The organism is Amycolatopsis iheyensis, from assembly GCF_024703995.1.
In the GTDB taxonomy this organism is placed as follows: Bacteria; Actinomycetota; Actinomycetes; order Mycobacteriales; family Pseudonocardiaceae; genus Amycolatopsis; species Amycolatopsis iheyensis.
This window is the reverse complement of the sequence record NZ_JAMXQV010000013.1, coordinates 122,327-136,014: the sequence shown is the minus strand read 5'-3', so window position 1 is coordinate 136,014 and position 13,688 is coordinate 122,327. Positions and strand designations below refer to the sequence as shown.

Below are 13,688 nucleotides of genomic sequence, written 5' to 3'. Positions count from 1 at the left end.
CCACGCTGGCCTGTGGCGCGTGACACGGAGGATCACCCGGATGCCCCTCGCTCGCCGGCTCGGCCTCGCCGACGCCGTTTTCCTCGGCCTGGGCTCGATGATCGGGGCCGGCGTGTTCGCCGCGTTCGCGCCGGCGGCGCGCGCCGCGGGGGCCGGGCTGCTGCTCGCGTTGGTGCTCGCGTCCGTCGTCGCGTACTGCAATGCGATGTCTTCGGCACGGCTGGCGGCGATTCACCCGGAATCCGGCGGCACTTACGTTTACGGCCGGGAAAGGCTCGGTGAATTCTGGGGTTATCTGGCCGGCTGGGGATTCATCACCGGAAAGACCGCCAGTTGCGCGGCGATGACGTTGACCGTCGTCGCCTACGCCGCGCCAGGTCTCGGGCAGCCGTGGCGGAGCGCGCTCGCCGTCGCGGTGGTCGCCGCGCTGACCGCGGTCAACTACTTCGGCGTGCACCGCTCCGCGCTGGCGACGCGGGTGATCGTGACGTGCACCCTGCTCGTGCTCACCGCCGCCGCGGTGGCGATGGCCGCGGGTCCGGCCGCCGGCGGGCCGCTGATCGCCTGGCCCGGCGCCGGCGGCGTCCTCGAAGCGGCCGGGCTGCTCTTCTTCGCCTTCGCCGGTTATGCCCGGCTCGCGACGCTCGGCGAGGAGGTCCGCGACCCGGCCCGGACGATCCCGCGGGCCATCCCGCTCGCGCTGGGCCTCACCCTCGTCGTCTACGCCGCGCTCGCGGTGCTGCTGCTCGTCCGGCTCGGGCCGGCCGCGCTCGCCGCGAGCCCCGACCCGATCGCGGCCGCCGTACCGGGATGGCTCGCACCGGTTGTCCGGGTGGGCGCGGCACTGGCGGCGCTCGGCTCGCTGCTCGCGCTGATCCTCGGCGTCTCGCGCACGACGCTGGCGATGAGCCGCGACGGCCACCTCCCCCGGTTCCTCGCCGCCGTGCACCCCCGGTACGCCGTGCCGCACCGGGCCGAGCTCGCCGTCGGGCTCGTCGTCGCCGTGCTCGCCGCCTCGCTCGACCTGCGCGCCGCGATCGGCTTCTCGTCCTTCGCCGTCCTGACGTACTACGCGATCGCCAACGCCGCCGCGCTCACGCTGAAGGGGAAGGCGCGGGCCGTGCTGGGCCTGGCCGGGTGCGTGGTGCTGGCCTTCAGCCTGCCGTGGCCGTCGGTAGTGGCCGGCGTCGTCGCGTTGTCACTGGGCGCTTCGGCCTACGGCGTTCGTCGGATCCGCCGGTGAGAAATCACCCAACCGCCCGAAACATCCGAAGAAAGTCGGTTGTCCGGGTATGTGAGCACCTGGTGTAGTCATGGGGCCGCTGACGGCAACGGCTTCCACTGTGGACACTGGAAGGACTGATCCCCTTGGCTCCCAAGCGCTGGTTCACCCTGCTCAGAAACGCCACCACCGCACTGGCCGCGGTCGCCGCGGCCGCGTCGCTGGCCACCCCGGCGATCGCCACCGCCGCTCAGCCGCCCTCCACCGACGTCGTCGGCGGGACCCGGGCCGCGCAGGGCGAGTTCCCGTTCATGGTGCGGCTGTCGATGGGCTGCGGCGGCGCGCTGTACACCAAGCAGATCGTCCTGACCGCCGCGCACTGCGTGAGCCGGACGGGGTCGAACACCTCGATCACCGCCACCGTCGGCGTGGTCGACCTGAACAGCACGAGCGCGCAGAAGATCCGCTCGACCTACGTCTACCAGTCCCCGACCTACGGCACCTCGACCGGCGGTGACTGGGCCCTGATCAAGCTCGCCAGCCCGGTGAGCGGCCTTTCGACGATGCCGATCGCGACGACGTCGACCTACAACACCGGCACGTTCACCGTGGCCGGCTGGGGCGCGGCCACCGAGGGTGGCTCGCAGCAGCGGTACCTGCTGAAGGCGACCGTCCCGTTCGTGGCCGACTCCACCTGCCAGGCCCAGGGCGGCAGCTACCCCGACCTCATCCCGAGCGCCGAGATCTGCGCCGGCAACCTGACCGCGGGCGGGGTCGACACCTGCCAGGGCGACTCGGGCGGCCCGATGTTCCGCCGGGACAACAACAACGCCTGGATCCAGGTCGGCATCGTCTCCTGGGGTGACGGCTGCGCGCGGCCGCACGCTCCCGGTGTCTACACCGAGGTGAGCACGTTCGCGTCGAAGATCGCCGCGGCCGCCGCCGGTCTGTAACCGTTTCCGCGAAGAGGGGGCCCGCTTCGGCGGGCCCCCTCTTCAGCGCGTCTTGTCCAATCGGGACAGTGCTTCTTCGTAGCCGTTAACCAGGTCCGCGACGACGTCGGCGACCGGCCGGACCCGGTTCATCCGCCCGACGATCTGGCCGACCGGCATCGACACGACACTCGGGTCGTTCGCCGCGTGGATCCGGTTGTGGGCGTGGGAAACCAGCAGGTTCTGCAACGGCATGGGCAACGGCTCGGGCGCGTCGGGCGCGGCCCACGCCTCCGTCCAGCGGGTCTTGAGCAGCCGCGCGGGCTTGCCGGTGTAGATCCGCGTCCGCACGGTGTCCGACGACGTCGCCGCGACGAGCGCCTGCTGCATGGCCACCGACTCGGCCATCGTCTGCAGGTACTCCTCGGTGGCCAGCCACATCGAGCCCATCCAGACGCCGGACGCGCCGAGCGCGAGCGCCGCGGCCATCTGCCTCCCGGACCCGATCCCGCCCGCGGCGAGCACCGGCACGTCGACGGCGTCGACGATCTCCGGCACCAGCACCATGGACGCGATCTCGCCGGTGTGCCCGCCGGCTTCGTACCCTTGCGCGACCACGAAATCGACGCCGTTTTCGACGTGCCGGACCGCGTGCTCGGCCTTGCCCGCGAGCGCCGCGACCGGGACGCCCCGGTCGTGGCACTGGGCGATCACGTCCGCCGGCGGCGAGCCGAGGGCGTTGGCGATCAGCTTGATCGGGTGGTTGAGCGCGACCTCGACGTGTGAGCGGGCGACCGAGTGCAGCCAGCCGAGCACGCCCGCGCGCTCGTCGGTGTCGTCCGGCAACGGCGGCACGGAAAGCTCTTTCAGCACCCGGTCGACGAACGCGCGGTGGCCGTCCGGGATGTGCTTCGAGAGGTCGACCTGGGTGCCCTCGGCCGGGATCTTCGCCGGCATCACGATGTCGACGCCGTAGGGCTTGCCGCCGGTGTTCTCGTCCATCCAGGTGAGCACCCGGTCGAGCTCGGCGGCGTCGTTGAACCGGACGCAGCCGAGCACGCCCAGCCCGCCGGCGCGGCTGAGCGCCGCGGCGACGTGCTCGGACGGCGTGAACCCGATGATCGGCAGGTCGATGCCGAGCCGGTCGCACAGGGGGGTCCGCACTGGTGGTCTCCTCCTAGACGGGCTGAGCCGTGGCCGGCTCGTGGTCGGCGGCGTAGCGCTGGGCCCACGGGTAGTCCGGCTTGCCGCTGGGCGAGCGGCCGATCTCCTCGGCCAGCCAGACGGTGCGCGGCACCTTGTACCCGGCGATCTCGCCGCGGACGTGCTCCTCGAGGGCGGCGAGGTCGGGTTCGGCGCCCTCGCGCAGCTGGACGACGGCGGCGACCCGCTGGCCGAGCCGCTCGTCTGGCACGCCGATGACGAGCGCGTCGAAGACGTCGGGGTGGGACTTGAGGGCCCCCTCGACCTCCTCGGGGTAGACCTTCTCGCCGCCGGTGTTGACGCACTGGGAGCCGCGGCCGAGCAACGTGACCGTGCCGTCCTCCTCGTAGCGGGCGTAGTCGCCCGGCACGACGTAGCGGACGCCGTCGATGTCGACGAAGATCTTCTTGCTCTTCTCGGGGTCGCCGTAGTAGCCGAGCGGGACGTGCCCGCGGCGGCCGATCAGCCCGATGGCGCCGGGTTTCTGGTCGACGAGATGGCCGTCGTCGTCGAGCAGGATGGCGTCCTTGCCGAAGTTGACCCGCGGGCCGGCGCTGTGGTCGGAGCCCTTGGCCACCATGCCGATGCCGGTGAAACCGCTTTCGGACGAGCCGATCGCGTCGGTGATCACGGCGTTCGGCACGAGCTCGACGAACTCCTGCTTGACCGACTGCGAGAACAACGCGGCGTGGCTCGAGACGGCGACGACCGACGATGCGTCGTAATCGCCCTCGCGGAACGCTTCGATCAGCGGCCGCGCCATCGCGTCGCCGACGATCGTGAGGACCTGGACCTTGTGCTCCTGCACGGCTTTCCAGATCTCGTGGGCGTCGAAACGCGGCACGAACACCACCGGGCTGCCGGTGAACAGCGCGCCGAAGGCGGCCCACTGCGCGGCGCCGTGGATGAGTGGCGCGGCGGGCAGGCGCGTCAGGCTGCCGGACTTGCCCTGCTCGGCGAGCGTCCACTCGTCGGGGACGTACTCGCCGGTGACGAAGTTGATGCCGCCGCCGAGCGCGCGCCAGATGTCCTCGTGGCGCCAGAGGACGCCCTTCGGGTAGCCGGTGGTGCCGCCGGTGTAGAGGATGTAGAGGTCGTCGTTGCTGCGCTCGTCGAAGTCGCGCTCGGGGCTCTGGTCCGCGAGGGCGGCCTCGTAGTCGACACCGCCGTAGCTCGCGAAGTCGCCGTCACTGCCGTCGTCGACAACGACAACGTGTTTCAGTTTCGGCGCTTCGGGCAGGACAGCTCTGACTTTGTCGGCGTAACCGCGCTCGTGCACGAGGGCGACCAGGTCCGCGTCGTTGAAGAGGTAGACCAGCTCGCCGTGCACGTAGCGGTAGTTGACGTTGACGGCGATCGCGCGCAGCTTGTACGCCGCGATCATCGCCTCCAGGGCCTCGATCGAGTTGCGGGAATAGACCCCGATGTGGGACCCGCGTCCCACGCCGTGCGCGGCGAGGTGGTGGGCGAGCCGGTTGGCCCGCGCCTCCAGTTCGGCGAAGGTGACCTGCCGGTCGCCGCACACGACCGCGACGCGCTCCGGCACGGCGTCGACGGCGTGCTCCAGAAGATCCGCGATGTTGAGTGCCACGCCCTCAAAGTAGAACATGTTATCGTTCTGGGCAATGGCACTGCTTCTCCTGGAGGTATTCGGTGGGTGAACCGCACGCGCTGGTTTCGCAGGAGGGGCAGACCCTCGTCGTCACGATGAACCGGCCCGAGGCCCGCAACGCGATCACCGGCGAGATGATGTCGATCATGGTCGACGCCTGGGACCGCGTGGACTCGGACGACTCGATTCGCAGCTGCGTCCTGACCGGCGCGGGCGGGGCGTTCTGCGCGGGCGCGGACCTGAAGTCGATGTCGCGGAACTCGCCGTCGGAATCGTTCTCTTCCGGTCGCTTCGACCCCTCGCGCATCCCGGGCCTCCTGAAGGGCCGTCGCCTGACGAAGCCGCTGATCGCGGCGGTCGAGGGGCCGGCGATCGCCGGCGGGACCGAGATCCTGCAGGGGACGGACATCCGGGTGGCGGGTGCTTCGGCGCGGTTCGGGGTCTCCGAAGCCCGCTGGGGGTTGTTCCCGATGGGCGGGTCGGCGGTGCGGCTGCCACGTCAGATCCCGTACACGATCGCGGCGGACCTCCTGCTCACGGGCCGTCACCTCTCCGCCGTGGAAGCTTTGGCGATCGGCCTGATCGGCCACGTGGTGCCCGACGGCGAGGCCCTCTCCCGCGCCCTGGAGCTGGCTTCCCTGGTGAACGCGAACGGCCCGGTCGCGGTCCGGGCGATCCTGCGGACGATCCGCGACACCGAGGGCCTCCACGAGGAGGAGGCCTTCAAGCTCGACTCGCAGTACGGCATCGAGGTCTTCGCATCAGAGGACGCCAAGGAAGGCCCGCGCGCGTTCAGCGAGAAGCGCAAGCCGGAGTTCCGCGGCCACTGACCGTGCAGCAAGGGTCGACACGCGTGATCAGAGGGTCGACACGCGTGATTCGAGGGTCGACACGGCAGGTCCGCCGTGTCGACCCTTCAATCACGCGTGTCGACCTCCCCATCACGCGTGTCGACCCTTCCGTCATAGGCCTGGTCTAGAACGTGTTACATCCGCTGCGAGCTGGATCTTGCCGCCAGAACGAGAACATGTTTCACTCAAGGTGTGACCGAGACACCACTGGCGGCACCCCTCAACGTCGGCTTCGACTACACGCGCTCCACCGGGCCCGTCCTGGGCCGGTTCGTGAACGCGCTTCGTGAGCGCCGCATCGAAGGCATCCGGGGCAGTGACGGGCGTGTGCACGTCCCGCCCCTCGAGTACGACCCCGGGACCGCCGAACAGCTCGGCGAGTTCGTCCCCGTGGCCGACGAGGGCACCGTCGTCTCCTGGTCGTGGTGTGCCGACCCGCTCGACGGGCAGCCGCTGAACCGGCCCTTCGCCTGGGCGCTGGTCAAGCTCGACGGCGCCGACACCGCGCTGCTCCACGCGGTCGACGCCGGCGATCCCGGCAAGATCCACAGTGGCCAGCGCGTGCGCGTCAAGTGGGCGGACGAGACCGTCGGGCACATCCGGGACATCGCCTACTTCCTCCCGGTCGACGCCGAGGACACGACGCCCACCGAGCCCGCGCCCCCGGTCGCCGAGCGCGAGGAAGGCGCCCCGGTCAGCGTCGTCATCACGCCCGTGCACCTGAAGTACCTGCACTCGGCCTCCCCCGAGGAGAGCCGCTACCTGCGCGGGCTCGCCGAAGGCAAGCTCATCGGCCAGCGCTGCCCCGCCTGCGAAAAGGTCTACATCCCGCCGCGCGGCTCGTGCCCGACCGACGGCGTCCCCACCACCGAAGAGGTCGAACTCCCCGACACCGGGATCGTGACGACGTTCTGCATCGTCAACGTCCCGTTCCTCGGCCAGCGCCTCAAGCCGCCGTACGTCGCCGCGTACATCCTGCTCGACGGGGCCGACATCGCCTTCCTCCACCTCGTCCTCGGCTGCGACGCCCAGGACGTCAAGATGGGCATGCGGGTGCGCGCGGCCTGGAAACCCCGCGACGAGTGGTGGACGTCGCTGGAGAACATCAGCCACTTCGAGCCGACCGGCGAGCCGGACGCGGCCTACGAAACCTTCGCCCACCACCTGTGAGGTCCTGATGCCAGACGTCGCCATCGCGGGCTTCGCCAAGGCGCCCAACGTCCGGGAGACCGAGGGCACCACCAACGGCGTGGAAATGCTCGTCCCGATCTTCGCCGAGGTCTTCGAGAAGACCGGGCTGACCAAACAGGACATCGGCTTCTGGTGCTCCGGCTCGTCGGACTACCTCGCCGGCCGCGCCTTCTCCTTCATCGCCGCGGTCGACGCGATCGGCGCGTTCCCGCCGATCCACGAGTCGCACGTCGAGATGGACGCCGCCTGGGCGCTCTACGAAGCCTGGCTGAAGATCAAGATGGGCGAGGTCGAAACCGCGCTCGTCTACGGCTTCGGCAAGTCCAGCGCCGGGCAGCTGCGCCGCGTGCTCGCCCTGCAGCTCGACCCGTACGTCGTCGCTCCCTTGTGGCCGGACTCGGTGTCGATCGCCGGGATCCAGGCCAGGATGGGCCTCGAAGCCGGGCTCTGGTCCGAAAAGGACCTCGCCGAGGTCGCCGCGCGCGGCACGGACCGGGACGTCAGCGAGCTGCTCGACACGCCCTACCTCGCGGATCCGCTGCGCCGGCACGACATCGCGCCGGTGACCGACGGCGCCGCCGTGATCGTCCTGTCCACTGTGGACCGCGCCAAGGACATCGTCGAGCGCCCCGCGGTGATCGGCGGCATCGAGCACCGCGTCGACTCCCCCGTGCTCGGCGCCCGCGACCTCACCCGCAGCCCGTCCACCGAGATCGCCGCGCGGGCCCTCGACCTCGACGGCGTCGACCTCGCCGAGCTGCACGCGCCGTTCACGCACCAGGAGCTGATCCTGCGGACGGCGTTGAAGCTCGAGGACGACGTCAAGATCAACCCGTCGGGTGGGGCGCTGGCCGCCAACCCGATGTTCTCCGCCGGACTCGCCCGCATCGGCGAGGCGGCGGCCCGGATCCACAGCGGCGAATCCCGCAAGGCCGTGGCGCACGCGACGAGCGGCCCGGCCCTGCAACAGAACCTGGTGACCGTGCTGGAGGCCCGATGACCAAGCAGCTCACCGCCGTGCTCGGCACCGGCCAGACGCACCACCGCGCCAAGCGGCAGGACGTCTCGATGCCGGGCCTGCTGCGCGAGGCGATCGACCGCGCGATGACCGACGCCCAGGTCGGCTGGGCCGATATCGACGCCGTCGTGCTCGGCAAGGCGCCGGACCTGTTCGAGGGCGTCATGATGCCCGAGCTGTTCCTCGCCGACGCACTGGGCGCGACCGGGAAACCGCTGCTGCGCGTGCACACCGCCGGGTCGGTCGGCGGGTCGACGGCGCTGGTCGCGACGTCGCTGATCCAGTCCGGCGTGCACCGCCGCGTGCTCACCGTGGCCTACGAGAAGCAGTCCGAGTCGAACGCGATGTGGGGCCTGTCGATCCTGCCGCCGTTCCAGATGCCGGTCGGCGCCGGCGCGGGCGGCTACTTCGCGCCGCACGTCCGGTCCTACATCCGCCGTTCGGGCGCGCCCGAGCACGTCGGCGCGATCGTCGCGGCGAAGGACCGGCGCAACGGCGCCCTCAACCCGTTCGCCCACCTCCAGCAGGCCGACATCACCGTCGAATCGGTGCGGAAGTCGCAGATGCTGTGGGACCCGATCCGCTACGACGAGACGTGCCCGTCGTCCGACGGCGCGTGCGCGATGGTGCTCGGCGACGAGGCCGCCGGGGACGCCGTCGAGGGCGGCGCGGCGTGGGTCCACGCGACGGCGATGCGCACCGAGCCGACCACGTTCGCCGGCCGCGACCAGGTGAACCCCCAGGCCGGGCGCGACGCCGCGGCCGCGCTCTGGGCCGAGGCCGGGATCACGGACCCGATGTCCGAAGTGGACGTCGCCGAGATCTACGTGCCGTTCTCGTGGTTCGAGCCGATGTGGCTGGAGAACCTCGGCTTCGCGCCCGAGGGCGAGGGCTGGAAGGTCACCGAGGCCGGCGAGACGGCGATCGGCGGCCGGCTGCCGGTCAACCCGTCCGGCGGGGTGCTGTCGTCCAACCCGATCGGCGCGTCCGGCATGCTCCGCTTCTCCGAGGCGGCGAAGCAGGTCATGGGCCGGGCCGGGGACTACCAGGTGGACGGCGCGCGCATCGCGGTCGGACACGCCTACGGCGGCGGGTCGCAGTACTTCTCGATGTGGGTGGTCGGCGCGGACAAGCCGCGTTGATACGCTCGACCCACCATGCCCAGACTCGCTGACCACGAACAACGCCGCCGCCAGATCGCCGAAGCGGTCTGGCGGATCGCGAGCGCGCGTGGGCTGGAAGACGTGTCCCTGCGCAAGGTCGCGGCCGAAGCCGGGGTCTCGCTGCGGCTGGTCCAGTACTACTTCGGCACCCGCGACGACCTGCTGCTCGGCGCGCTGGAGATCCTCAACGCCGACGCCGGGGAGAGCATCCGCGCGGGTCTCGGCCCGGAGGAGGACGCGACCCCGCGCGAGATCCTGCGCGCGATGCTCGTCGGGATGCTGCCGGTCGACGACGAACGCCGCACGCGTTACCTCGTGCACCTCGCCTACTTCGTCCGGTCCCTTTCGGACCCCGGGCTCGCGTCGGCGTTCAGCGCCGCGCCGCCCGAGCTGGAACGGCTGACCGCCGACCTGCTCGGCTGGGGCCGCGACCGCGGCGAGGTGGCCGCCGACCTGGAGCTGCTGCCCGAAGCCGAGCTGCTGCTGTCCAGCGTCGACGGGCTGCAGACCAGCATCATCCTGGGCCAGCGGACGCCGGAAGCGGCGATCGCGCTGATCGACCACCAGCTCGCGCGGCTGTTCAGCCTCGCGAACGTCGCCACTTGAGGGCCAGCAGCGTCCCCAGCACGCCGGTGACGACGCCGACCGTGGCCGGCACGGCGATCGGCGGGTCGACCACGACCACCGGCTTGAGCTCGACCGGCGCCGGTGGCTGCACCGGCCGCGGCGGCGCGTCGGAGCCGGTCGCCGTCCACGCCGTGACGTAGACGAGCAGCCGCGCCACGAGCGAGATGAAGAAGATGAGGCCGATGATCGAGCCGAACGCGATGCCGGTCGGCGAGTCGCCGATCAACCTCAGGTAGAAGCCCCCGGCCAGCTTGAGCACCTCGAACCCGACGGCCAGGGCGATCGCGCCGCGGACCGCGCTGCGCACGCCGACCTTCTGCCGCGGCAGCCGGGTGAGCACCCACAGGAACACCAGCCAGTCGGCGGCCAGCGACAGCGGCACCGAGGAAGCGGAGACGAGCTGGTGGCCCCAGCTCGTGTCGTCCAGCCCGGCCAGGCGCAGCAGGTAGCTGCCGAGCGCGGTCCCGGAGATGGTGAGCGTGAAGGACACCAGCAGCGCCGCGCTCAAGCCGACCAGGGCGAGCAGGTCGACGGCGATCAGCCGCAGCAGCGGCTGGTCGGAGCGGTTCTGCCCCCACAGCGCGGTCAGCGAGTCCCGCAGCGCGTTCATCCAGTTCCAGCCCGAGTAGAGGCCGATGACCAGACCGAACGCGCCGACGCTGGTCCGCTGCTTGACGAACCCGGTGAGCAGGTCCGTGGCCTTGGTCCCCAGACCGCCGGGCAGGGTGGAGACGATCGCGTGGACCATCGTGTCGAGCAGGTGCGGCTGGCTGGCCAGCACGAACCCCGCCACCGACGACGTCACCATCAGCAGCGGCACGAGCGAGAGCAGGCTGAAGTAGGTGATGGAGGCGATGTAGTGGTAGCCGCCGGCGTCGATGTAGCGGTCGGCGGCGCGGGCGATGTGGTCCAGCCACCGGTACCGGGCGCGCGCCCGGGCCCAGGGGCCCGGCGCCTTGGGGGAACTCTTCACGGACACTGTCTACCCAGGAAGGCGCGTCTTTGCGCAGGCAACACGCGGTCGGACCAAGCTCAGCCCAGGATCACCGCTTCGGTGCCGTCGTCCACGGGCAGCGCGGCGTCCGTCGTCGCGAACACGGTGCTGCCCAGGAAGTCCAGCTCGCTGCCGAGGGTGGCGAGGAACGAGGTGTCGGCGGCGTCGCGCCCGGTGGAGATCCGGAGCATGGTCTGCCGCGGCGCCAGGCGGGTGGCGTCGAAGACCTGCCAGTGCCCGTCGACGCCGGCCTCGAAGACGGCGTGGAAGTCCATCGGGGACAGTCCGGGCGCGTAGACGCCGACGTAGCGCGCGGGGATGTCGAGGAAGCGGCAGAGGGTGACGCAGACGTGCGCGAAGTCGCGGCAGACGCCCTCCCCGGCCAGGAGCGTGTCGATCGCGTCGTCGGTCGCGCGGCTCGCACCGACCACATAGGACAGTCGCTCGTGGACGTGCCGGACGACGGCGTCGACTTTCGCCTTGTCCCCCTTGGCCTTGACGGCCTGGGGCGGGACGAGCCCGGCGACCCGGTCGGACGGGCAGTACCGGCTCGGCCGGGTGAACACGGCGACGTCGGCGAGGGTGACCGGCTCCGGTTCGGGGTCGGTCAGCGCCCGCTCGGCGTGGTAGGTGACGCGGTGTTCGCCCTTGGGCAGCGCGAAGACCTCGGCGCGGGTGCCGTGCGCGAACTCGACGAGCTCGGACTCGCCGTGCCAGGACACGGTGAGCTCTTCGGTGTCCGCGTGCGCGGCGGCGACCGAGATCGCCGCGGGTCCGGGCCGGGTGACCCGGAAGGAGAACTCGACGTCGACGGTCGCTCGCGGGGCCATCGGGCCATGATGCCACCGTTTGGCAGAATCGCCGGGTGGCCGACATCGTGGTGTTCCATTCCGTCCTGGGGCTCCGGCCCGCCGAACTCGAGTTCGCCGAGCGCCTGCGGGAGGCCGGGCACCGCGTCACCACCCCGGACCTCTACGACGGCCGCACGACGCCGGCCATCGACGAAGGCTTCGCGCTGATGCGGGCCGTCGGCTGGGAAACCATCTCCGGACGGGCCCTCGACGCGGTGCGCGACCTCCCCGCGGCGACCGTGCTCGTGGGCGTGTCGATGGGCGCGGGTGTCGTCGAAGACGTGCTGCCGCGGCGGCCGGACGCCGCCGCGGCCGTGCTGCTGCACGCGGTGGGGAACCTGCCCACCGGCCTCCGCGCCGGGTTCCCGGTGCAGGTGCACGTGGCCGACCCCGACCCGACCACGCCGCCGGCCCAGCTCGCGGCGTGGCAAGCGGCCGCGACCCGGTCGGGCGCCGACGCCGAGGTGTTCCGCTACCCCGGCGCCGGCCACTTCTACCTCGACGCGCACGGCCCCGAACACGACGCGCCGGCGGCCGAACTGACCCGGGAGCGCGTCGCGGAGTTCCTCAGGCGTACCGAACCGGGTAGTGCTTGATCCCGTTGAGCCAGCTCGACCGCAGCCGCACCGGGGCCTCCGCTTCGGTGATGCCCGGCATCACGTCCGCGATCGCGTTGAAGATCAGGTCGATCTCCAGGCGGGCCAGGTTGGCGCCGATGCAGTAGTGCGAACCCGTGCCGCCGAAGCCGACGTGCGGGTTGTCCTCGCGGAGGATGTCGAACTTCTCCGCGTCTTCGAACACCTCGGGGTCGAAGTTCGCGGAGCTGTAGAACATGCCGACGCGGTCGCCCTTGCGGATCCGCGCGCCGCCCAGCTCGGTGTCGCGGGTGGCGGTGCGCTGGAAGGCGACCACCGGGGTGGCCCAGCGGACGATCTCGTCGGGCGCGGTCTTGGGCCGCTGGTCCTTGAAGACCTCCCACTGGTCCGGGTGGTCGAGGAACGCCTTCATGCCGTGGGTGATGGCGTTGCGCGTGGTCTCGTTGCCGGCGACGGCGAGCAGGATGACGAAGAAGCCGAACTCGTCCGAGCCGAGGGCCTCACCGTCGACGTCGGCCTGGATCAGCTTCGTGACGATGTCGTCCATCGGGCACTTGCGGCGGTCCTCGGCCATGTTCCAGGCGTAGCCGATGAGCTGCGCGGAAGCCTCCAGGGGCTCGACCTCGTACTCGGGGTCGTCGTAGGCGACCATCTGGTTGGACCAGTCGAAGATCTTGAGCCGGTCCTCCTGCGGGATGCCGATCAGCTCGGCGATCGCCTGCAGCGGCAGCTCGCACGCGACGTCGGTGACGAAGTCGCCGGTGCCCTTCTTGCGGGCCTCGTGCACGATCCGCTCCGCGCGGTCGCGCAGGGTGTCCTCGAGCTTCGCGATCGAGCGCGGGGTGAAGCCCTTCGACACGATCCGCCGCAGCTTGGTGTGCTGCGGGGCGTCCATGTTGAGCAGGACGAGGCGGTTCGCGTTGAGGTTGTCCTCGGTCATGCTCTCGTCGAAGCGGATGATCGCGGTCTTCTCGCTGGAGGAGTAGAGCGTGCTGTCGCGCGAGACCTCCTTGACGTCCGCGTGGCGCGAGACGACCCAGTAGCCGTCGTCGCGGAACCCCGCGGTGTTGTGCTTCTGGGGGTTCCACCACACGGGAGCCGTCCGCCGGAGCTCGGCGAACTCGTCCACCGGGAGCCGTTGGGCGTAGAGGTCCGGGTCCGTGAAGTCGAAACCGGCGGGGATGAGCGGAGCGGCCACGTTGCCTCCCACGGTTCGCCTTTGAAACACGTTCTACCTGGATTGAAGCATACGGTGTTAACTAACGGAAGAGGGTTTAGTGAAACCCGTTTACTTGACCGATGATGGCAGGTGAGCGCACGCTCACCCCGTGAAGATCAAGATCGCGCGGATCCTGGGGCGACTTGCCTAGAACGATAACTTGTTCTAGTTTTTGGGTCACTGGATCAAGTTTCCCGACGAAAGGGACG

At 70.7% G+C, this 13,688-nt stretch carries 13 protein-coding genes; 8 read left to right on the top strand and 5 right to left on the bottom strand.

Translation table 11 applies throughout. The features are described 5' to 3' along the window. The first annotated feature begins 40 nt into the window (after positions 1-40). Both M8542_RS24510 and M8542_RS24505 read left to right on the top strand, forming a co-directional pair. Complete coding sequence (locus M8542_RS24510) at positions 41-1,243, top strand: APC family permease (RefSeq protein WP_257922574.1); 1,203 nt, start codon at positions 41-43, stop codon at positions 1,241-1,243. Positions 1,244-1,368: 125 nt separating this feature from the next. Next, entirely contained in the window at positions 1,369-2,175 is an 807-nt protein-coding gene (locus tag M8542_RS24505; protein ID WP_257922573.1) for a S1 family peptidase, read from the top strand. Positions 2,176-2,217: 42 nt separating this feature from the next. On the opposite strand, the gene M8542_RS24500 is transcribed toward M8542_RS24505, so the two are convergent. Continuing rightward, complete coding sequence (locus tag M8542_RS24500) at positions 2,218-3,318, bottom strand: NAD(P)H-dependent flavin oxidoreductase (RefSeq protein WP_257922572.1); 1,101 nt, start codon at positions 3,316-3,318, stop codon at positions 2,218-2,220. 13 nt (positions 3,319-3,331) lie between these two features. Beyond that, entirely contained in the window at positions 3,332-4,948 is a 1,617-nt protein-coding gene (locus tag M8542_RS24495) for an acyl-CoA synthetase (protein WP_257922571.1), read from the bottom strand. A 62-nt stretch (positions 4,949-5,010) separates the two neighbouring features. Between M8542_RS24495 and M8542_RS24490 the strand changes: the two genes are divergently transcribed. The 5 genes from M8542_RS24490 to M8542_RS24470 all read left to right on the top strand — a co-directional run bounded on the left by M8542_RS24490 (position 5,011) and on the right by M8542_RS24470 (position 9,798). Then, positions 5,011-5,799, top strand: coding sequence for a crotonase/enoyl-CoA hydratase family protein (locus M8542_RS24490; RefSeq protein ID WP_257922570.1), 789 nt, complete (start codon positions 5,011-5,013; stop codon positions 5,797-5,799). 213 nt (positions 5,800-6,012) lie between these two features. Next, on the top strand, positions 6,013-6,990 hold the full coding sequence (locus M8542_RS24485; RefSeq protein ID WP_257922569.1) for a Zn-ribbon domain-containing OB-fold protein: 978 nt from the start codon (positions 6,013-6,015) through the stop codon (positions 6,988-6,990). Between the two features lie 7 nt (positions 6,991-6,997). Next, positions 6,998-8,011 (top strand): thiolase family protein, encoded by a 1,014-nt coding sequence (locus tag M8542_RS24480; RefSeq protein WP_257922568.1) that lies wholly within the window; start codon positions 6,998-7,000, stop codon positions 8,009-8,011. Next, positions 8,008-9,171, top strand: coding sequence for a thiolase family protein (locus M8542_RS24475; RefSeq protein ID WP_257922567.1), 1,164 nt, complete (start codon positions 8,008-8,010; stop codon positions 9,169-9,171). The genes M8542_RS24480 and M8542_RS24475 overlap by 4 nt, the downstream gene beginning before the upstream one ends. 15 nt (positions 9,172-9,186) lie before the next feature. Further along, a complete protein-coding gene (locus tag M8542_RS24470; RefSeq protein ID WP_257922566.1) occupies positions 9,187-9,798 on the top strand; it encodes a TetR/AcrR family transcriptional regulator in 612 nt (203 codons plus the stop codon). Here M8542_RS24470 and M8542_RS24465 read toward each other — a convergent pair. Both M8542_RS24465 and M8542_RS24460 read right to left on the bottom strand, forming a co-directional pair. Then, on the bottom strand, positions 9,773-10,792 hold the full coding sequence (locus tag M8542_RS24465; RefSeq protein ID WP_257922565.1) for a YhjD/YihY/BrkB family envelope integrity protein: 1,020 nt from the start codon (positions 10,790-10,792) through the stop codon (positions 9,773-9,775). The two genes, M8542_RS24470 and M8542_RS24465, sit on opposite strands and share 26 nt — an antisense overlap. 59 nt (positions 10,793-10,851) lie before the next feature. Continuing rightward, on the bottom strand, positions 10,852-11,643 hold the full coding sequence (locus M8542_RS24460) for a transglutaminase-like domain-containing protein (RefSeq protein WP_257922564.1): 792 nt from the start codon (positions 11,641-11,643) through the stop codon (positions 10,852-10,854). A 35-nt stretch (positions 11,644-11,678) separates the two neighbouring features. Between M8542_RS24460 and M8542_RS24455 the strand changes: the two genes are divergently transcribed. After that, on the top strand, positions 11,679-12,260 hold the full coding sequence (locus M8542_RS24455; protein WP_257922563.1) for a dienelactone hydrolase family protein: 582 nt from the start codon (positions 11,679-11,681) through the stop codon (positions 12,258-12,260). On the opposite strand, the gene M8542_RS24450 is transcribed toward M8542_RS24455, so the two are convergent. Beyond that, positions 12,232-13,458, bottom strand: a complete 1,227-nt coding sequence (locus tag M8542_RS24450) for a cytochrome P450 (RefSeq protein WP_257922562.1) — start codon at positions 13,456-13,458, stop codon at positions 12,232-12,234. The genes M8542_RS24455 and M8542_RS24450 overlap by 29 nt on opposite strands. Between the last annotated feature and the right edge of the window lie 230 nt (positions 13,459-13,688).